Source organism: Flavobacterium laiguense (assembly GCF_003097655.1).
Classification (GTDB): Bacteria; Bacteroidota; Bacteroidia; order Flavobacteriales; family Flavobacteriaceae; genus Flavobacterium; species Flavobacterium laiguense.
This window is the reverse complement of record NZ_QCZH01000019.1, coordinates 1-19,414: the sequence shown is the minus strand read 5'-3', so window position 1 is coordinate 19,414 and position 19,414 is coordinate 1. Positions and strand designations below refer to the sequence as shown.

The window sequence follows — 19,414 nt, the reverse complement described above, 5'->3', positions numbered from 1 at the left end:
TTATTAAGCTAATCTAGTTAAATTGTAGTAATTATCGATATTAAATAATGATGTATTTTGTGATAAGTTTAAGATTTTTGTAGTCTTAATTAAAAACATATAAGTCGCCTAATAAATTTTGTGCAGACAAAAGCGATTTTTTTGTGCTAAAATGTTTAAAAATAATGGTTTGTTTCAAGACGAGTTAAATTGAGGTTTTGTATTTTTACTAAATTGATGCTTTATGTTGTTCAAGATTTTAATCGGTGTGCTTCAGTTGTATCAAATACTATTAATTATAAAATAACTAAATGAAGATAGCGCTTTATTCTAATGAATTTCCACCAAATATTTATGGCGGAGCAGGAGTTCATATTGATTTTTTAAGTCATGAATTGGCCAAATTGGGCCAAGTTGAAGTTCGATGTTTTGGAGATCAAAAAGAAAACAAGGAAACCATGCACGTGGAAGGAATTGATTCTTGCTTGACAAAAGGAGTTGATCCCGAAAATGAGCACATTAAGATGTTTCATAATTTAAGCCGAAATGTCGAAATGGCTCAAGCAACTCCAACTGCCGACATCATTCATTGCCATACTTGGTATACACATTTGGCAGGTGTTTTTAGCAGAGAATTGTTGCAGGTGCCGTTGATCTTGACCACGCACAGTCTGGAAACGCATCGTCCTTGGAAAGTCGAACAATTGGGGAACGGTTATTTTATGTCCAGATGGATTGAAGCCAATGCCTATAAAACAGCCGATGGTGTCATAGCCGTAAGCGAGCAAATGAAAACCGACGTGATTGAGGCCTATGGCGTAGATCCGAAAAAGGTAACCGTAATTCATAACGGAATCGATCCTGAATTTTATAAACCTACTTTTGATACGGATTTGTTAAAGGAATACGGTATTGACCCGAATATTCCGTTTGTGCTTTTTGTAGGTCGAATTACCCGCCAAAAGGGAATTTCGCAATTGATAGAAGCGGCTCAATATTTTAATGAAGATTGCCAGATAGTGCTTTGTGCCGGCGCTCCCGATACCGAAGAAATTGCTATTGAAACGGCAACATTGATCGATCAGCTCAAATCGAAACGAAAAGGGGTAATTTTAATTTCGGAAATGCTGCCCCGCGAGAAAGTCAAAGTGTTGTACAGCCATGCCCGAGTTTTTGCCTGTCCTTCTTTGTACGAACCTTTCGGGATCATCAATCTAGAAGCGATGGCTTGCGAAACACCAGTTGTAGGCAGTCATGTGGGTGGAATTCCGGAGATACTGGTAGAGGGAGAAACAGGCTATTTGATTCCGCTGGAAAGTGTTTCGAGAACCAATTTTAATCCAATAGATCCAGCGGGTTTCCAGAAAACCTTTGCGGCTAAAGTGAATGTACTGTTGGATAATGAAGAGCTGGCAACAGCTATGGGAAAAGCGGGTAGGGTTCGGGTTTTGAAACAATTTAGCTGGGAATCGATTGCCAAAATCACCTTTAATTATTATCAGGAAGTCATTGATGGGTTTGTAAAGGAACGCGCTTAAGTAAATGTCTAACCACAAAGTTCACAAAGAAAAATCGCAAAGTTCACAAAGCTTTGCCAATACTTTGTGAATTTTGTGCCTACTTTGCGAGCTTTGCGGTTAAATTTTTTACTCAATTTTCCCTAAATCGATTATTTTTTGCGAAACGGTTCCTTTTTCAAATAATCGAATGAATTTAAAAACACCACTAACCAAATATCCGGGATTTGAAATTAATCGGGCTATTTGGGTGATTTTGACATCTCTTTCTTGAATGATCGCCTCTCTTTGATTTTCTGGAAGTGCCACGAATTCGTTGGCAAATTTCCATGCTCCATCCCTTGCGGTTTTCATGCTAAAGTCAATAAAGAAATTATCGATCTTACCGGATAATTTTAGTATAATCGTCATCGTTGGCCAAATTACCGTTAAGGCTTTTTCGACACTTCCTACCAGATTACTAAGAATAGCGTTGATTTGATCGAAATCGGATTTTAAGGATCCGATGTTCTCTACAGTACTAACTTGGGCAGAGGCAATTCCTAGATCTAAGTTTACATGGGCATTGATTCCGAGTAACAAATGTTGCACAACGATAGGCCAATAGGTTTCAGCTTTTTGAAACGAAAATTCCCAACACTCAGATGGTTTTTCATTTGCCTGGTATTGGTAATAGGCGTTTAAATACCGATTGGCAAAAATAACATCCAGTTTCTCCATTCGTGGACCATCCTGAAACAAACCATTATCGATGCCTTCTTTTATTTTCAGGGTTACTTCACGGTATAATGTGGTAAATAAACCGATGGCACTTTGCTCTTGTTTTGATGTTTCTATTATATCATCCAAAAACTGAATGACTTCGTCTATGGTAGTGGCTTGTTTTGTATTCATTTAAAGTTGGTTATGGTTAAATAGGGAGAGCGAATATAATTGTTTTTATTTTTTAAGTGAATTATTTTGAAGTAATTATCTTGCTGTTTTGTTGTTTTTAATAATTAAAGTTAGCAAGTGTACTAGTAGCCGTTTTTTTTATAACAAAAAATGTACGGCTTGGGTGTTTTTTTATTTTCGGGAAACAATCATTTCGTTATATTTGTAAAAGCATAACGAAAACAATCGACTTTGAAATGAGCATGACCGTAAATTGGTCGCGACTACCAAAAGTAGTTATGTGAATTACATATGACCAATAAAAAATCAATAGGTGTTTCCATATGAAAATTAAAAGTAAAATTTGGATTGAAACCGATGAGGGGATTCTCATTAGCGAAGGACGTATTCAGTTGTTAAAATTGATTGAATCCACGGGTTCGCTAAACAAAGCGGCCAAGGAAATGAATATTTCGTATCAAAAAGCTTGGAAATTGATTGATGCTTCGAACAAAGCTTCCAAAAAACCTTTGATAGCGACCCAAGTGGGAGGCAATAAAGGCGGAGGCACTGTTTTGACTCCTTATGGTAAATTACTAATTGACTCTTTCGAAAAAATCAATATTGCTTGTTGGAAATTTTTGGATTCGGAACTTAAAAAATATTCTTTATGAGCGTAGAACATTTATTAGACATGCCTTTATTATTATTGTTGTTTCCTATTGTAGCCTTTTTATATGCCAGTGTAGGACACGGGGGTGCGAGTGGTTATCTCGCTTTGATGAGTGCTTTTGCTTTCCCAATGACATTCATGAAACCGACAGCCTTGGTGTTGAATATCTTGGTTTCGGGGCTTTCTTTTTATTTTTATTACAGAGAAAAAAACTTTAAGTTCAATCTCTTTTATCCTTTTGCGCTAACCTCAATTCCGTTTTCGTTTATTGGCGGTTATTTAAAAATAGATGCTTTTTATTATAAAATAATTCTGGCTACCGTATTGGTTTTTGCAGTAATGCGATTATTAGGTTTTTTTGGCAAAGAGAAAGAAAATTTAAAAGCCATAAATGTTTCAATGGCATTAGGATTTGGAGCGTTAATCGGTTTTTTGTCGGGTTTGTTGGGTATTGGAGGAGGTATTGTTTTGAGTCCCGTTCTATTGCTTATGGGCTGGGCTACAATGAAGCAAACAGCAGCCGTATCGGCATTGTTTATTTTGGTGAATTCAATATCGGGACTTTTTGGTTTTGTTTCCCAAGGCGGAAGTTTGCCGGCATCTTCGGGAATGTTAATCGGATTGGTTTTTATAGGAGGATTATTTGGAGCGTATTATGGAAGTGTCAAATTCAATTCGAAGGCATTGCGTTACGTTTTGTCGGTTGTTATAGGAATTGCCATTTTTAAATTATATGCAACAGCATAATCAACATTAAAGAGAATTATGGAAAATAAAATCACAGCAATACTATTGGCCGGCGGGAAAAGCCAACGCATGGGAACCGACAAAGGTTCATTGCATTTGAACGGAAAGACCTTCATCAAACACATTTGCGATGCTTTACAGCCTATTGTCGGTTCCAATATTTTAATTGTGTCTGCCAACAAGGAATATGATGTTTTAGGTTTTTCCAGAGTAGAAGATATTGTTGAAAACAAAGGCCCAGTTGGTGGATTGTACACTGCTCTGGCAGCATCTAAAACTAAAATTAATCTGGTTTTAAGTATTGACGTGCCAATGGTATCGACTGAATTATTGCAATGGCTGATAGAAAGTCATAACGAAACAGATATGGTTACACAAACGAAAAGCGGAGATAAAACCAGCCCGCTTATTGGGGTTTACGACCGCTCGATGCGAATTGTTTTTGGGGAACACATGGCTGGAAACCAGTTGAAATTACGACAAGTGATTGAGGATGTCAAACATCAAACTATTGAAGTTCCAGAAAAATGGAGCAATCAATTACAAAATATAAATACACAAGAAGAATATCAAAATTTAATCAAATGACTATAACGTTAAAATATTTTGGTTTACTCGCCGATATTACGCAATTGAAAGAGGAGCAATTCACTTTCGTGGAAGAGACTATTTCAGTTTCTGCATTAAAATCGAAAATAGAAAACAGTTACCAAAGCATGCAAAATACGACTTACACAATTGCTGTCAATCAAGCGATGAGTAGTCTGCAAGCCACTATAAAAGACCAAGATGTAATTGCTTTTTTGCCACCATTTGCGGGAGGGTGAAATTTGTTTAAAGTTTAATGGTTCAAACCCGTTTAACTTTAAACTTTTAAACCATTAAACTTTAAACAATATGAGATATTCCAGACAAATGATTCTCCCGGAAATCGGAGAAATAGGTCAGCAAAAATTACAGGATGCTCGTGTTCTAGTAATTGGTGCGGGTGGTTTGGGCTGTCCTGTTCTGCAAAATTTGGTTGCGGCAGGAGTTGGAAACATCGGGATTGTAGATGGTGATGTAGTGGATGAAACCAATTTGCACAGACAATTATTATACACCTTAAAAGATTGCGGAAACAGCAAAGTCGAAACAGCGAAGAAAGCCGTTTTGGAACTCAATCCAGAGATTAATATGATGGTGTTTCCAGAATTTTTTACTGCTCAAAATGCAGCTCGAATTGTTGAAGGATACCAAATCATTGTGGATTGCACCGATGCTATCGCTGTTCGCTATTTGATTAATGATGTGGCTGTCTCCAAAAGGATTCCGGTAGTATATGCTTCGATTCATAAATTTGAAGGTCAGGTTTCGGTATTTAATTATAAAAATGGACCCAGTTACCGTTGTTTGTTTCCGGAGCAAGAAGGATTGAATGCGGTTCCAAATTGTGTGGAATCTGGAGTTTTGGGCATTTTGCCTAATACTTTAGGGACGTTTCAAGCCACCGAAGTGCTCAAGATAGTACTGGGAATTGGCACGGTGTTGTCGGGTAAATTATTGATTTATGATGCTTTGCATTTTCAAACTCAAACCATCAATTTTTCCAAAAATCCGAAAATGATTGAAAAAGGAATTATAAATGGAACTCTGCTTTTAAACAGTAAAAAAACAGAAGTTGATTTAAGCCCGGAAGCGTTTTTAGAAAAATGCAACCAGTTAGGAATCGTTGTTATTGACGTTCGAGAATTGGAAGAAACACCAGAGTTTAAAGGGAATAATGTTATTCGGATTCCTTTGAGTATGTTAGAAGATTACAGTAAGAAATTGGATAAAAATCAGGAAATAGTTTTGTTTTGTCAAACAGGTCAACGCAGTTTAGCCGCTATGAATTATCTACAAAAATCAGGATTTGTTGGGGTTTTTCATTTAGGAAAAGGCATTGAATCTTTGAAAAATCAAATTTAATTACAATGCCAATGTCAATAAAAAAATAACACGTTAAAAATAGGCCACAGATTGCACGGATGAAACAGATAGACACAGATTATTAAAACCTCAATGCGAGTGTTTTTTGGAAGCATTGCGAAAATAAAATGTATCGAGAATACGGTTTAATAATTAGTCATTATAAAAAGGAATCAGCGAGAATCCGTAAAATCAGTGTCATCCGTGGCCAAAACACAAAAATATGTCAACAGATAAACCAAAGAAAAGTTCCTTTATTCAGGGACCAATAACATCCGAATTCATTGGAAATTCGATTGCCAAACACCAAAGCAAAACTACGATTGGTGCCCATAATATTTTTCTGGGTCAAGTTCGTGCCGATGTGATTGAAGGCAAAACAGTCGCCGCAATTGAATACACCGCCTACGAAGAAATGGCAGAACAAACGTTCTATGAAATTAGAGAAGCGGCTTTCGCCAAATATGAACTTTCGTGTTTGCACATTTACCACAGCTTGGGAACGGTAAAAACGGGCGAAATTTGTTTGTTTGTTTTTGTTTCGGCTCCAAGAAGGAAAGTAGTTTACGAAGCCTTGGAGTTTTTGGTGGAAGAAATAAAAGAAAAAACAGCCATTTTCGGAAAGGAAATTTTTGAAGACGAATCGTATACTTGGAAAAAGAACACATAAAAAAATAGCCCACGGATATTACGGACGAAACAGAATTTACACAGATTTTTTAATATAGAAATGTAATTTTTTATATTGTAAAAACAATCAGCCAAAATCCGTTTAATCTGTGTAATCAGTGGCCCATAAAATAAAAATAAGTAATGGTAGATATCACCCATAAAATAATCACACAACGCACCGCTACGGCGCAAGCCATTGTGAAAGTAGGTTCTCCGGCAACGATGCAGGCTATTTTGAACAAAACCGTTCCAAAAGGCGATGTGTTGGAAGTATCACGAACAGCGGGATTGTTTGCCGTAAAAAATACGTCGAATTCCATTCCGGATTGCCATCCTATGCCGATTGAATTTACCGGAATTGAGTATGAAATGCTCGAAGATTCGGTTTTGATAAAGGTAACCGTCAAAGCCATTTACAGAACCGGTGTTGAGGTCGAGGCCATGCACGGAGCATCAATAGTTGCCCTGACGATGTATGACATGCTAAAACCCATCGACAAGCAAGTCGAAATTTCGACCATAAAATTACTCCATAAAAAAGGAGGAAAATCCGATTATGGAGTCAAAGAAAATCTTGATTTATCTGTAGCTGTAATCGTTTGTTCGGACTCTGTTTCCAGCGGTAAGAAAGAAGACCGAGCGGGAAAAGTAATCTCGGATAAAATCAAGAATCTAGGATTGAGCGTTTCGAGTTATTCGGTCATTCCGGATGAGGTTCTTGATATACAAGAAACTGTAAACAAACTATGTTTAGCCAACAAAGATTTGGTTATCATCACTGGCGGAACAGGTTTGTCCAACCGAGATGTCACACCCGAGGCCATAATCCCAATGCTCGACCGACGCATTCCAGGTATTGAGGAAGCCATTCGCTCGTACGGGCAGGACAGAACACCTTATGCGATGTTGTCCAGATCGGTGGTGGGTTTCAAAGGAAATACTTTGATTATGGCCTTGCCGGGTTCGACAGCAGGCGCCAGCGAATCTATGGATGCTGTATTTCCTTCCATATTGCATTTATTCAAAATATTAAATGGTTTCAACCATGGAAAATAACACCAATCCAATGCAGGACAACCACGGCAGAGGGCACAATTACCTCCGCATTTCGATTACAGAACATTGTAATTTGAGATGTACGTATTGTATGCCAGCCGAGGGGATTGCGCTTACCCCAAGAGCGCATCTGATGACTGCAGACGAGATTGTTACCATCGCCAAGACTTTCGTAAAACTCGGTGTGACCAAAATACGATTGACCGGTGGCGAGCCTTTGGTACGAAAAGATGCCAAAGTCATTATTGAACAATTAGGAAAATTGGGTGTCGAATTGACATTGACGACCAACGGAATACTGGTACACGAATTTATAGATACTTTCAAAGAAGCTGGAATTACCACATTGAACGTGAGTATTGACAGTTTACAAAAAGACAAATTTAACCAAATCACCCGCCGCAATTATTTTGAAAAACTAATTGAAAATCTAGATTTATTGGAGGTGAATGGATTTCAGGTAAAACTAAATGTTGTCGTTATCAAAGGTTTTAATGACAATGAAATCATCGATTTTATTGAAATGACCAAAGACCGAAACATTCAGATTCGGTTTATAGAATTCATGCCTTTTGACGGCAATCAATGGAACAAAGAAAAGCTGGTATCCTATGCCGAAATCCTTTCGCAAGTCAACACTTTTTATAGTGAACAAAACGTAGAACGTACCCAAGACAAACCGAACGACACGGCCAAAAATCACAAAATAGAATCGTATAAAGGCAGTTTCTCGGTAATAAGTTCGGTGACCAATCCTTTTTGCAGCACTTGCAACCGCATCCGTTTAACCGCCGATGGAAAGCTGAAAAACTGTTTGTTTTCGAATACGGAAACATCATTGCTCGATATATTACGAGCAGGAGAATCGATAGAACCGCTCATCTTTCAAAACATAAAATCCAAACACGCCATGCGCGGCGGAATGGACGATGATGCTAAATTCCAAAATCCTCTGCTTTTTTCCCAAAACCGAAGTATGATAAAGATTGGGGGGTAAGTGAAGCAATAGAAAATCATTTCACGAAGACTCGCGGAAAAAACAAAGATTCGCAAAGGTTATTACTGTTTTTACAGAACCTTTGGGATTCTCTGCGTGTGCTTTGCGAAACTTTGCGAAACAAATTTTTAATTTAACAAAAACCCATTTTAAAATTCCTGACAAAAGTCATTGTTGGCACGATATAATAGTGAATACCTTTGCAAGATGAAGGCAGAAACAGAATCTAGCAAGAAAGGGTACAACAATTACGGCACCCATCTCCGTGAAAAATACAACGGTCAAAAAGTTTTCAAAGTAATTGTAGACGGTAATTTTAGTTGTCCCAATCGAGACGGACTAAAAGGCTACGGTGGTTGTACGTATTGCAATACCGATTCCTTCACGCCCGATATTTCCAGAAAAGCGCCCACCATCGAAGAGCAGTTACTGCAAGGAATGGAGCGTGCCAAAAAATCATACAAAGCCGACCAATTCATAGTCTATTTTCAACCCAACACCAACACTTACGCCAGCGTCGATTATCTCAAAAATATTTACGACCGAGCCTTGTCTTTCAATCCAGAAGAAGTGGTTGGCTTTTCGGTAGGGACTCGTCCCGATTGTATTGATGCCGAAAAAATAGCCTTGCTCGAAAGCTATTGCGATAGATTTGATGTCGACCTCGAAATGGGAATGGAATCGATGTATGACGAAACACTCTCGAAAATAAACCGAGGCTGTACCCACGCCGAGTTCATCACCGCCGTAGAATTATTAAAAGACAGTCCTATCGATTTGTGTGTGCACACCGTTTTTGGATTCCCTTGGGAAACCCGCGAAATGATGCTCAACTACATTGCCGAAATCAACCGTTTCCCCCAAATAAAATTCGTCAAATTCCATCATTTACACATCGTCGAAGGCTCGATTATGGGTGTGCATTACAAGCGAAACCCGTTCCCGCTTTTCACTTTAGAACAATACACCGATTTGCTTTGCGATCTCATCCCGCTCCTGCGCCCCGATATCGTCATCCAACGCCTCTTCGGAATCTCCGATTGGAATTTGCTCATCGCACCAAATTGGGGAATAAAAAAAACTCAAATTCAACATTATATTGACTCCACAATCGAAAGTAGGGGCATCATCCAAGGCTCCCAATACAATCCCATTTAGAGAATCCTAGAAATCTTATCCTTCTCCCAGCTGCGCAAAGTGTAGCTGCTATGCGAAGTCTCATGACTTTGTTTTTTTTAAAAGTCCTTAAAAACCATAAATACGATAAAAGTCTCCCGACTTTTCCGTGAATGTCTTTCACTGGCGCTCGTTTGTTTGCGTTTTCTAGTACTCGTTTGCAATGAGTACCTAAGTTATAGTAAAAGATAAATCGTAGCGTTTGCAACTCGGCTCACTACAACAGAAGTGTTTTTAAAATAATACTTCTGTTTTTTTTTATTTTTATGTTTAATACTTTATTCATAAATAAGCCCCTTGGTAAAAAGTTTACTAAATTCTGTAACAAAACCGCCATAAATTAGTCTTGTTTATGAACGAACATTATACTGATGAGAACAACTTTTTTTACTGTTTTTTTTATTTTGCTTTTCTTCCAGCTTGGAATGGCTCAAAATACAAAAGGGAAAATTATTGATTCTACAACGGGAGAAAGTATTCCGTATGCTAATATTATGGTAAACGAGTCCGAAAACCTGGTCTCTAACGCCGAAGGCTTTTTTGCACTCTCTGAAAACAATAGTAAGGATGATACGCTACTTACGGTTTCCTATATGGGTTTTGTTAATAGGAAACTGACCGTTGGGGAATTGAAAAAGCTCGATTATACAATAAAACTATTACCCGGAATTTACGAACTGAATGATGTTGTGGTGTCTAATAAAAAACCGAATGCCTACGAAATCATGGCAAATGTAAAAGCCAACTTAAGTCGAAATTATACTACTGGAGAAAAAGGGTCAAAAGAAATGTTCTTTTATAGAACCTCCAATTATTTTAAGCCTTCAATAATCGATGTGGAGATTAACAAATCAACGGGTTTTAGTAAACAAGCCTTGTCAAAAGTCAACAATGACTTGCAGACTTTTTCTAGTCAATTAATTTCGCATCCACCGGTGTCATTTACTGATATCCTTTGTAATTACTATTCGGTTAAAACAAAAAAAGCAGATAAGTTTGTGTTTACCTCAAAATTAGATGTTTTAAAAGCCACTATCTTAAAAAAGGAAGGAGAGTCTACGTCTATAGAAGATTTAGAAAAAAAAGCCAAAAACTTGATGCTACAACATCTTGATACTACTAAATATTACCGTATAAAGAGCGGTCTTATAGGATCAAGGGATACTATATCATTGCGTAAAGAGTTCAATAAAAAACCAGGTAAAGACAAAGAACCAAAAAATCAATTAACTGCTGAAAAAAGTAATCTTAACAACTTCATGTATGAAAATAATTTGTTAAGTAACAAGAGATTCGATTTTATACAAAAACCTGAGCTTTATTACTATACTTTGGAAGGCACGATCTACAATAATCAAAATGAATTTGCTTATGTCCTTACTTTTAAACCTCGAAAAAGTAAAGCCATGTATGTGGGCAAATTATATATTTCTGAAAGCGATTATGCCGTCCTGAGAACCGATTATGTTCTAGACGAAGGTGAAAAGGTGCATAATTTTAATATGAAGTTTCTTTTTGGAATTAAAGTATCCGAAAATGTTAGTAAAGGAACAATAATTTACAAAAAAAGAGCCGAAGACGATAGTTACTACATGCAGTACGCCGCAACAGAAAACGGAAATTACTTATATTTAAATCGACCTTTAAAACTTATAGAATTGACCAATAGCGAAAAAGATGTTTTGGCATTTGATTTTAAAATTGAAGCCAATATTCTCAATAAAATTGAATTCCTAAATATGTCTCGTTCTGAAACGACTGCATCAGCAATTGAAAAAATCAAGGAAGAGAACTTTCAATTTAAAACTATTAAATCCTATGATCCTAAGATGTGGAAAGATTACAATGCCATCGAACCTTTACAAGAAATGAAACAATTTAAAGTTATTAATTGAAATTAGCTTTCGATTTCATTTGATAGAAAAATCATCTTACTGGCGCTCGTTTGTTCAAGTTCTCTGGCGCTCGTTGTAAACGAGCACCAGAGGGATTTGCTCATCGCACCAAATTGGGGACTCAAAAAGACCCAAATTCAGCATTACATCGACTCCACAATCGAGAGCAGAGGAATCATCCAAGGTTCAAAATACAATCTAATTTAGAAATCAATTAGGATTTTTGGGCGTGCCACCATTATGGAAATAGGCCTATTCTGTATTGCGCATATTCGGCCTCTTTCCATAATGCTGTCGGGCTTCCCGATAGCTATCGGGACGCGCTACTTCGGTAGCTAGCTTTTATCCCTCACGCAGCTCTCAAGATGTTTAGGGAAAGCGAGGGGATTTGTTTTATCAATCAATAGTATTCTTAAACTTCCTGCAAATTTGTCTTTTTGCAAGAAGCACTTTTACTGTAGTTTAAATCTGTTATATTTACGTTGTAATTAATAAAAAGTGGTTCATCTAATTTTTTTTGATGTACTAACTTTAGCGATAAGCTTAAAAAACAAAAAATATGAAAGACAATTGGATAGATCATCCTATAATTTTAAAAGGTAATGAAGTAGAACTTCTTCCTTTAGAGGGAGCACATTTAGATAGTTTATTTCTTGCTGCGTCTAATAAAGAAATCTGGGAGCTAACATCCGTAGATTATTCTGTTGAGGAGATTTTTTATCCAAATTTTCACAAGGCCTTGAATGAAAGGGATAGCGGAAATGTTTATCCTTTTGTAATACTTCATAAATATTCAAATACGATTATTGGAACTACAAGATTACTTGAAATATGCCCTAATGATAAAAAAATAGAAATAGGTGTTACTTGGATTATGAAAGAATTTTGGGGAACAACAGTAAACCTAGAATGTAAGTTATTATTACTAAATTACTGTTTTGAAACTTTAGAAGCCAATAGAGTTCAGTTTAGAGCAAAAGATAATAATCTGCGTTCTAGAAGGGCAATTGAAAAGATTGGAGGTGTATTTGAAGGGATTTTAAGGAAAGATAAAATTGAGCCAAATGGAATGCCTAGAAATACAGCTTTTTATAGTATTTTGAATACTGAATGGGGAAAAGCAAAGGAGAGTATAAAACAACAAATTGTAGTAAAAGTTTAATTTAGTGGTATTTATACGAACTGACATTAGCGATGATTTTAATAGATAATACCCAATGACAAAAAAAACAGTCCTATTACTCGGCTTCATCATACTAAAATTTGTTTTGCAATATTCACTAATAAGTGCCGACTACGACTTACAGCGAGATGAATATTTGCATCTAGACCAAGCGCATCATTTGGCTTGGGGGTATTTATCGGTGCCGCCTTTTACCTCTTGGATTTCCTATATTATTTATCTTTTGGGGAATTCGGTTTTTTGGATTAAATTTTTCCCTGCCTTGTTTGGTGCCTTGACCATTGTGGTGGTATGGAAGGCCATTGAAGAATTAAAAGGGAGTTTGTTTGCCTTAGTTTTGGGCGCAACCTGTGTGTTTTTTTCGGCCCTTTTAAGGCTGAACACATTGTATCAACCCAACTCTTTTGATGTGTTATGTTGGACCACTTTTTATTTTATCCTAATTAAATACATCAATACCGAAAACACCAAGTGGCTTTTCATTGGAGCGATTCTATTTGCTTTTGGTTTTTTAAATAAGTACAACATCGGTTTTCTAATTATTGGTTTGATACCCGCTCTTGTATTGACAGAACAACGTAAAATCTTTGGTCAACCCAAATTGTATGTTGCCCTTGTTGTGGGGTTGTTATTAATAGCACCAAACCTTTGGTGGCAATATAGAAACAACTTCCCGGTGATTCATCATTTAAAGGTATTGGCCGATACGCAGTTGGTTTATGTGGATCGATTGGATTTTTTAAAATCACAAATACTCTTTTTTATAGGGTCTTTTTTTGTGATTGTATCGGGATGGTTGGCCTTGTTTTTGTACAAACCGTTCCAAAAATACAAACTGTTCTTTTGGACTATTATGTTTACACTTGTAGTCTTTATGTATTTCAAAGCCAAAGATTATTATGCGATTGGATTGTATCCGATTTATATTTCTTTTGGTTCTGTTTATATAGGGAATCAATTAAAAGAAGGTTGGAAAAGATATTTGCAACCAGTTTTAATTATAATACCAATACTGCTTTTTATTCCGATGTACAATGCTTTTTTTCCAAATAAAAGCCCTGAATATATAGTGAATCATGCTAAAAAGTACCAGAAATTCGGCTTACTTCGTTGGGAAGATGGTAAAGATCATTTGTTGCCGCAAGACTTTGCAGATATGCTGGGTTGGAAAGAATTGGCCATGAAAGTAGATTCTGTTTCTGCAACATTGCCCAATTTGGATCATACCTTAATTCTTTGTGACAATTATGGGCAAGCAGGAGCCATCAATTATTACACTGCCAACAAAAAAGTGGTTGCCCATTCCTTTAATGCCGACTATATCAATTGGCTACCGTTAGATAGGGAAATTAAAGATGTTATTTTAGTAAAAGAGGAAGACGATGAGGACAAAGACAGAAAAGAGGAAATTCCATTATTTGACACCGTTTATTTAGCAGGCAAAAGAATCAATAAGTTTGCCAGAGAACCAGAAATCTCCATTTATGTTTTGCGAGGCGCAAAAGTGGATGTCAACAAAAGAATAAAAGACGAAATGGAACGGAATAAAAAGTATAACTAATCGTCTTGACTAAATGGTTTCAATGAGCCTAAAAGAAACAACCTCCGAATTCGAAAGGTTTCGGAGCTTTTTGCTTATGAAGATGGTCTCATGATTGTACCCAGATTACGCAATAGCCCACTCCCGATAGCTATCGGGATTACAGATCAAACGGATTTATACGAATTTTTATCACCAATTCAAAATGCCTATAAAAAAATAAGGATCAGTGAGAATCAGTGGAATTCGTTATTTCGGTGGGCAATTTACCGATTCAAAAGCTAACTACTATGATTCTAATGCGGTAACTAGGTTTAAGAGATAACAGGGGCTCAGAGAGCGGTTATTAAAACGTATCACAATACATTTTTAAAAATGAAAGACAAAACCAATATTGAATTGGAATGGATTATCAAAATAGTTATTGTGAAAGGATTTATTATGAGCAGAACCAAATGATAAATATCATATTTTATTTTATTTTTAGATATTAATTTTACATCAAAGAATAAAGGACTATTTTATCTTTATAGTATAGAAGAAACTTGAACTGAATTTATAAATGAATAGTTAGAATATGAGCAATTTATCTCAATCCCACAAAATTTTATTTCTAAATACCTTAGCCTTTTCGGTATGTTTTGCCTGTTGGACTTTAAACGGTGTTTTGGTCACTTATCTCGTAGACAAAGGAATTTTCAATTGGAGTGTCGTAGAGGTGGGGTGGCTACTTGGAATTCCAATTTTATCAGGAGCCATTTTTAGATTACCAATTGGGATTTTGACGGATAAATATGGGGGCAAAATAATTTTTTCAACTTTATTATTACTCTGTTCAATTCCTCTTTTTTTATTGCCATTGGCCAATTCGTTTTGGAGTTTTGCGGTATTGAGTTTCCTTTTCGGATTAGTGGGAACCAGTTTTGCTGTGGGTATTGGGTACACTTCGGTTTGGTACCCCCAGAATTGGCAAGGTAGAGCTTTGGGTATTTTCGGAATGGGAAATGCAGGTGCCGCCATCACCACTTTTGTAGCACCTACGTTATTGAATAATTTCTCCAAAAATGATCCTATAAACGGTTGGAAAATGTTGCCTATTACTTATGCAATTGTATTGGTAGTAATGGGATTTCTTTTTATACTATTTGCCAAAAACAAAAAACCATTAGGTGATTCTAAAGATATCAAAACGCTATTGACACCATTAAAATCGGTTCGTGTTTGGCGATTTGGAGCCTATTATTTTCTGGTCTTTGGTTGTTTCGTAGCCTATTCGCAATGGTTGTTGCCCAATTTCATGAATGTGTATCAAACAACATTGGTCATGGGAGGAATGTTTGCCACCATGTTCAGTTTACCGTCAGGAGTTATTAGGGCTTTTGGAGGCTATTTGTCGGATAAATATGGTGCCCGAAAAGTGATGTATTGGGTATTGGGTTCTTCTATAGTCATCAGCTTTTTATTGATGTTTCCAAAAATGGAAATCCTTACGGCAGGCCCAGGTGTTTTGGCAGCAAAATCGGGAGTAGTTACCGAAATATCGGCTGCTGAAATAAAAATAGACGGGAAAGCACAAAGCGTAAACACTAAAGAGGTTTCAGAAAAAGAAATAAAATCGATTCTTCCCGTAAAAAAATCATGGCAGGAAATTGTGGTACAGCAAAATCAGGAGGTAAAAAAGAAAGAACTTTTAGCCAAAGGAATTACACAAATCAAGTTTGAGGCCAATATGTGGGTGTACTTGGTGTTGGTTATCCTTATCGGGATTTCTTGGGGAATTGGTAAGGCTGCCGTTTTCAAACACATACCGGAATATTTTCCAAATGAAGTGGGTGTAGTGGGTGGAATGGTTGGATTGATAGGCGGATTGGGAGGTTTTGTAGGGCCAATTATCTTTGGGTATCTGCTGAACTCCACCGGGCTTTGGACTAGTTCCTGGATCTTCATTTTTGTGATTTCCGTGCTTTGTCTGCTTTGGATGCACCGTACCATTATCAAAATTCTAAGAATCAAATCACCGAATTTCACAAAAGATATTGAGCATAATCATTAAGCAATATCAATGGCAATGACAATTTCAATGACAATGGCAATATCAATTTCAATGTCAATATAAAAAACAATATCAAATACAAATTAAATACACATAATATGAAAACTTGGCTAGACAAATGGGAACCGGAAAACGAAGAATTCTGGGAAAACACAGGAAGTAAAATTGCTTGGAAAACGTTAACAATTACAACACTATCTTTGATTTTGTCATTTGCCTCTTGGTTTATGATGAGTGTGATTGCGGTGAAACTTCCGGGGCTTGGTTTTCCGTTTTCTAAAGATCAGCTTTTTTGGTTGGTGGCTATTCCAGGTTTGGCGGCCGGTTTTTTAAGAATCATACACACGTTTATATTGCCAATTTTTGGAACGCGACATGTGGTGGCGTTTGCTACTTTCATTAAATTGATTCCAGTTATCGGAATTGGTTTTGCCGTGATGGATACTAATACACCGTTTTGGGTATTCGCCGTTTTGGCTTTTGCCTGTGGTTTTGGTGGGGGAGATTTCTCTTCCTATATGCCAAGTACGAGTTTGTTTTTTCCGAAAAGACTCAAAGGAACCGCTTTGGGAATACAAGCGGGGATTGGGAATTTTGGGGTTTCTCTAGCACAGTTCATAACACCGCTGATCATCAGTGTGAGTATTTATGGAGCGGCATCGGTTTTTACCAGTATTGACCCGAAAGAAACGCTTACCGTTTTTCAAAATTCAACCATTGAAAAACAACAAGAAGTATTTGCTACTTTGGATGCCGAAGTGCAAACTAAAATTCTATCGAATGTAAAAAAACCGGTATTGGATTCGGTTACGGCGGCTACTCATGCTACCGATAATGCCGTTATTTTTGCTGCATTGCCCTTAAAAGCAAAATCAAAAGCCATTGCCAATGCCAATCCAAAATTGGCTGAGAAAATATTAAACAAAATCAGCCCCGACAATACGGCGGTAAAAAACAAAGAGATCTACATCCAATCGGCTGCTTTTTGGTACATTCCTTTCCTTTTGATTTTGTCTGTTATCAGTTGGTTTTACTTGAGAAGTATTCCGATGCAAGCTTCTATAAAAGAACAAATGGATATTTTTAAAAACAAACACACTTGGTATTGTACGATTACCTACGTTATGACTTTTGGAACTTTCGCTGGTATGTCGGCAGCATTTCCATTGATGATTAAATTTTTATATGGAGATTTTCCAAATGCTCCGGATCCGTTGGTATATGCTTTTTATGGTCCACTGATTGGTTCTGCCAGCAGAATCGCTTTTGGTTTTGTGGCCGATAAAGTGGGAGGTGCAATACTCACAACTATCACCGGTTTGGGGATTTTGGCAGGAGCCATTATCTTAGTGACTCAAGGATTGGTTGCGCCTACAAGTATGGATCAGTTTCCGCTGTTTGTGGGAGTAATTTTGGCTATGTTCTTCTTTACGGGTGTTGGTAACGCGGGGACTTTTAGACAATACCCTATCATTTTTGCAGAGAACCAACGTCAGGCAGCTGGAGTAATTGGTTGGACTGCCGCTATTGCTGCTTTTGGACCGTTTATCTTTTCTAAATTAATAGGGAATAACATTTCAGCAAACGGAACTGTAAATCAATTCTTTTTTGGCTTGATTGTTTTTACTATCTTAGCTACAGTTATCAACTGGTGGTTTTACAACCGTAAAGGATGTGAGAAACCAAGTTAATTGTTTATTGATCAAATTTTATTAATTCCGCTAGCGTATTTGTAGCTGCAAGTACGCTATCGGAATTAAAAATAATAAATGAGAACAGTTTGTGTTTTCAAAATAATATCAAATAATGAAAAACAAAACCTATAACACCAAAGCCTTACTGATTTCAACGGGACTTTCCATTTTTATGATTGCTCTTGTTTTTTTTGGTTCCAGAAAATTACAGAATTTTGATGCGGCACTGGTGACTTATTTGTTCGGGACCGTGTTTGCTTTCTTCGGAATTGTATACCGCTATTCGGTTTGGTTGCAAAGACCGCCTACTTGGATTTATTTCAAACGTGGAATTACGTATTTGGTAACTGGAAAAGTGTTTTCGCATTTTTGGTTTGCCACGAAAGAGACCGTAGAGAATATTGCTTTTCAGAAGTTTATTTATCCAAGAGGGAAATACCGTTGGGTGGCGCATTTTATGATTGCGGTGGGATGTACTTCGGCATTTTTGATTACCATTCCGCTTACCTTTGGGTGGATTCATTTTGCGATGGCTCCCAACACGATTTCTACATATGAAGCCTACTTTTTTGGATTTAAAGTAATGGATTTTGAATTGGGTTCTATAATCGCCTTTTTGACTTTCCACGCTTTGAACTGGTCTTCGTACTTGGTGATTTTTGGTTCACTGTATTATTTAAGAAGACGTTTGACGAATCCAGGATTGATTGCCACACAATCTTTTGAGGGCGATTTGTTGCCACTTATTTTGTTGATAGCGATTTCGGTAACGGGATTGGGATTGACGTATTCGTATCAATTTATGAAAGGATTTGCGTTTGATTTCTTGGCGGTATTACACGCCGTTACGGTAATTATGTTTTTGATTTGGATTCCGTTTGGAAAGTTTTTCCATATCATTCAGCGTCCGGCTCAAATTGGAGCACATATTTACAAGAAGCAAGGAATGAAAATGGGAATGGCGGTTTGCCCGCATACCGGAGAGGAGTTTGCCACAAAACTTCATATTCAAGATTTGAAAACCGTAACTGAACAATTGGGTTTTGATTTTACGCACGAAGACGGAACATCACACTTGGATTTAAGCCCTGAGGGAAAAAGATCCCGATTGGCTCAAGCGCATTTGAAGGCTAGGCTGAAAGGCGGAAATTTGTTTGGATGATTTTGAAAGTTAGAAATTAGAAAAAAGAGTATGGAATAAAGAAGGTAGATTTCAGATTTCAGAAAGAAGATTGAAAATAGGGTGAGTGATTTTGAAAGAACTAAATGTTTTTATTGAAAACTGATGTTGATTACGACCGCGTGAGGGATAGAAGCTAGCTACCGAAGTAGCGCATTCTATGATAAAAAACAATTAAATTTAAAAGATTAACTGGCAAATTTATATGTATTTATATATGGCGTTTGTC

The 19,414-nt window shown here is 36.9% G+C and carries 17 protein-coding genes; 16 read left to right on the top strand and 1 reads right to left on the bottom strand.

Features of this window, described 5'->3' with window-relative positions:
- The first annotated feature begins 290 nt into the window (after positions 1 to 290).
- Positions 291 to 1,517: a glycogen synthase gene (gene glgA / locus DB891_RS13800; protein ID WP_116764168.1), complete on the top strand. Its 1,227-nt coding sequence runs from the start codon at positions 291 to 293 to the stop codon at positions 1,515 to 1,517.
- Positions 1,518 to 1,625: 108 nt separating this feature from the next.
- Here glgA and DB891_RS13795 read toward each other — a convergent pair whose 3' ends face one another.
- Complete coding sequence (locus DB891_RS13795; protein ID WP_116764167.1) at positions 1,626 to 2,390, bottom strand: DUF5995 family protein; 765 nt, start codon at positions 2,388 to 2,390, stop codon at positions 1,626 to 1,628.
- A gap of 323 nt (positions 2,391 to 2,713) precedes the next feature.
- Here DB891_RS13795 and DB891_RS13790 point away from each other — a divergent pair, with 323 nt between their 5' ends.
- From DB891_RS13790 to DB891_RS13715, 15 genes are all read left to right on the top strand, one after another.
- A complete protein-coding gene (locus DB891_RS13790) occupies positions 2,714 to 3,043 on the top strand; it encodes a winged helix-turn-helix domain-containing protein (RefSeq protein WP_116764166.1) in 330 nt (109 codons plus the stop codon).
- On the top strand, positions 3,040 to 3,789 hold the full coding sequence (locus DB891_RS13785) for a sulfite exporter TauE/SafE family protein (protein WP_116764165.1): 750 nt from the start codon (positions 3,040 to 3,042) through the stop codon (positions 3,787 to 3,789). The genes DB891_RS13790 and DB891_RS13785 overlap by 4 nt, the downstream gene beginning before the upstream one ends.
- An 18-nt stretch (positions 3,790 to 3,807) precedes the next feature.
- Positions 3,808 to 4,377, top strand: a complete 570-nt coding sequence (mobA, locus tag DB891_RS13780; RefSeq protein WP_116764164.1) for a molybdenum cofactor guanylyltransferase — start codon at positions 3,808 to 3,810, stop codon at positions 4,375 to 4,377.
- Positions 4,374 to 4,616, top strand: a complete 243-nt coding sequence (locus DB891_RS13775; RefSeq protein ID WP_189337153.1) for a MoaD/ThiS family protein — start codon at positions 4,374 to 4,376, stop codon at positions 4,614 to 4,616. Before mobA ends, DB891_RS13775 begins: the two co-directional genes overlap by 4 nt.
- A 70-nt stretch (positions 4,617 to 4,686) precedes the next feature.
- Entirely contained in the window at positions 4,687 to 5,739 is a 1,053-nt protein-coding gene (locus tag DB891_RS13770) for a HesA/MoeB/ThiF family protein (RefSeq protein ID WP_116764162.1), read from the top strand.
- Between the two features lie 223 nt (positions 5,740 to 5,962).
- Complete coding sequence (locus DB891_RS13765; protein ID WP_116764161.1) at positions 5,963 to 6,409, top strand: molybdenum cofactor biosynthesis protein MoaE; 447 nt, start codon at positions 5,963 to 5,965, stop codon at positions 6,407 to 6,409.
- Positions 6,410 to 6,552: 143 nt separating this feature from the next.
- A complete protein-coding gene (gene moaCB, locus DB891_RS13760) occupies positions 6,553 to 7,467 on the top strand; it encodes a bifunctional molybdenum cofactor biosynthesis protein MoaC/MoaB (RefSeq protein ID WP_116764160.1) in 915 nt (304 codons plus the stop codon).
- The gene (moaA, locus tag DB891_RS13755) at positions 7,457 to 8,464 is read left to right on the top strand and encodes a GTP 3',8-cyclase MoaA (RefSeq protein ID WP_116764159.1); all 1,008 of its coding nucleotides are present in this window, start codon (positions 7,457 to 7,459) and stop codon (positions 8,462 to 8,464) included. The genes moaCB and moaA overlap by 11 nt, the downstream gene beginning before the upstream one ends.
- A 207-nt stretch (positions 8,465 to 8,671) precedes the next feature.
- The gene (locus DB891_RS13750; protein WP_116764158.1) at positions 8,672 to 9,622 is read left to right on the top strand and encodes a TIGR01212 family radical SAM protein; all 951 of its coding nucleotides are present in this window, start codon (positions 8,672 to 8,674) and stop codon (positions 9,620 to 9,622) included.
- Between the two features lie 389 nt (positions 9,623 to 10,011).
- The gene (locus DB891_RS13745; protein ID WP_116764157.1) at positions 10,012 to 11,535 is read left to right on the top strand and encodes a carboxypeptidase-like regulatory domain-containing protein; all 1,524 of its coding nucleotides are present in this window, start codon (positions 10,012 to 10,014) and stop codon (positions 11,533 to 11,535) included.
- 559 nt (positions 11,536 to 12,094) lie between these two features.
- Positions 12,095 to 12,697, top strand: a complete 603-nt coding sequence (locus DB891_RS13735; RefSeq protein ID WP_116764156.1) for a GNAT family N-acetyltransferase — start codon at positions 12,095 to 12,097, stop codon at positions 12,695 to 12,697.
- Between the two features lie 55 nt (positions 12,698 to 12,752).
- Positions 12,753 to 14,279, top strand: a complete 1,527-nt coding sequence (locus DB891_RS13730) for a glycosyltransferase family 39 protein (protein WP_116764155.1) — start codon at positions 12,753 to 12,755, stop codon at positions 14,277 to 14,279.
- 556 nt (positions 14,280 to 14,835) lie between these two features.
- Entirely contained in the window at positions 14,836 to 16,311 is a 1,476-nt protein-coding gene (locus tag DB891_RS13725; protein ID WP_116764154.1) for an MFS transporter, read from the top strand.
- Positions 16,312 to 16,409: 98 nt separating this feature from the next.
- Entirely contained in the window at positions 16,410 to 18,002 is a 1,593-nt protein-coding gene (locus DB891_RS13720) for a magnesium transporter MgtE N-terminal domain-containing protein (protein WP_116764153.1), read from the top strand.
- Positions 18,003 to 18,117: 115 nt separating this feature from the next.
- Positions 18,118 to 19,167, top strand: coding sequence for an MFS transporter (locus DB891_RS13715; protein WP_116764152.1), 1,050 nt, complete (start codon positions 18,118 to 18,120; stop codon positions 19,165 to 19,167).
- The last annotated feature ends 247 nt before the right edge of the window (positions 19,168 to 19,414 follow it).

What these genes read in the sequence shown, in the direction of transcription:
- glgA (WP_116764168.1), top strand. Translation starts at nt 291, where the DNA reads ATGAAGATAGCGCTTTATTCTAATGAATTTCCACCAAATATTTATGGC.
- DB891_RS13795 (WP_116764167.1), bottom strand. Translation starts at nt 2,390, where the DNA reads ATGAATACAAAACAAGCCACTACCATAGACGAAGTCATTCAGTTTTTG.
- DB891_RS13790 (WP_116764166.1), top strand. Translation starts at nt 2,714, where the DNA reads ATGAAAATTAAAAGTAAAATTTGGATTGAAACCGATGAGGGGATTCTC.
- DB891_RS13785 (WP_116764165.1), top strand. Translation starts at nt 3,040, where the DNA reads ATGAGCGTAGAACATTTATTAGACATGCCTTTATTATTATTGTTGTTT.
- mobA (WP_116764164.1), top strand. Translation starts at nt 3,808, where the DNA reads ATGGAAAATAAAATCACAGCAATACTATTGGCCGGCGGGAAAAGCCAA.
- DB891_RS13775 (WP_189337153.1), top strand. Translation starts at nt 4,374, where the DNA reads ATGACTATAACGTTAAAATATTTTGGTTTACTCGCCGATATTACGCAA.
- DB891_RS13770 (WP_116764162.1), top strand. Translation starts at nt 4,687, where the DNA reads ATGAGATATTCCAGACAAATGATTCTCCCGGAAATCGGAGAAATAGGT.
- DB891_RS13765 (WP_116764161.1), top strand. Translation starts at nt 5,963, where the DNA reads ATGTCAACAGATAAACCAAAGAAAAGTTCCTTTATTCAGGGACCAATA.
- moaCB (WP_116764160.1), top strand. Translation starts at nt 6,553, where the DNA reads ATGGTAGATATCACCCATAAAATAATCACACAACGCACCGCTACGGCG.
- moaA (WP_116764159.1), top strand. Translation starts at nt 7,457, where the DNA reads ATGGAAAATAACACCAATCCAATGCAGGACAACCACGGCAGAGGGCAC.
- DB891_RS13750 (WP_116764158.1), top strand. Translation starts at nt 8,672, where the DNA reads ATGAAGGCAGAAACAGAATCTAGCAAGAAAGGGTACAACAATTACGGC.
- DB891_RS13745 (WP_116764157.1), top strand. Translation starts at nt 10,012, where the DNA reads ATGAGAACAACTTTTTTTACTGTTTTTTTTATTTTGCTTTTCTTCCAG.
- DB891_RS13735 (WP_116764156.1), top strand. Translation starts at nt 12,095, where the DNA reads ATGAAAGACAATTGGATAGATCATCCTATAATTTTAAAAGGTAATGAA.
- DB891_RS13730 (WP_116764155.1), top strand. Translation starts at nt 12,753, where the DNA reads ATGACAAAAAAAACAGTCCTATTACTCGGCTTCATCATACTAAAATTT.
- DB891_RS13725 (WP_116764154.1), top strand. Translation starts at nt 14,836, where the DNA reads ATGAGCAATTTATCTCAATCCCACAAAATTTTATTTCTAAATACCTTA.
- DB891_RS13720 (WP_116764153.1), top strand. Translation starts at nt 16,410, where the DNA reads ATGAAAACTTGGCTAGACAAATGGGAACCGGAAAACGAAGAATTCTGG.
- DB891_RS13715 (WP_116764152.1), top strand. Translation starts at nt 18,118, where the DNA reads ATGAAAAACAAAACCTATAACACCAAAGCCTTACTGATTTCAACGGGA.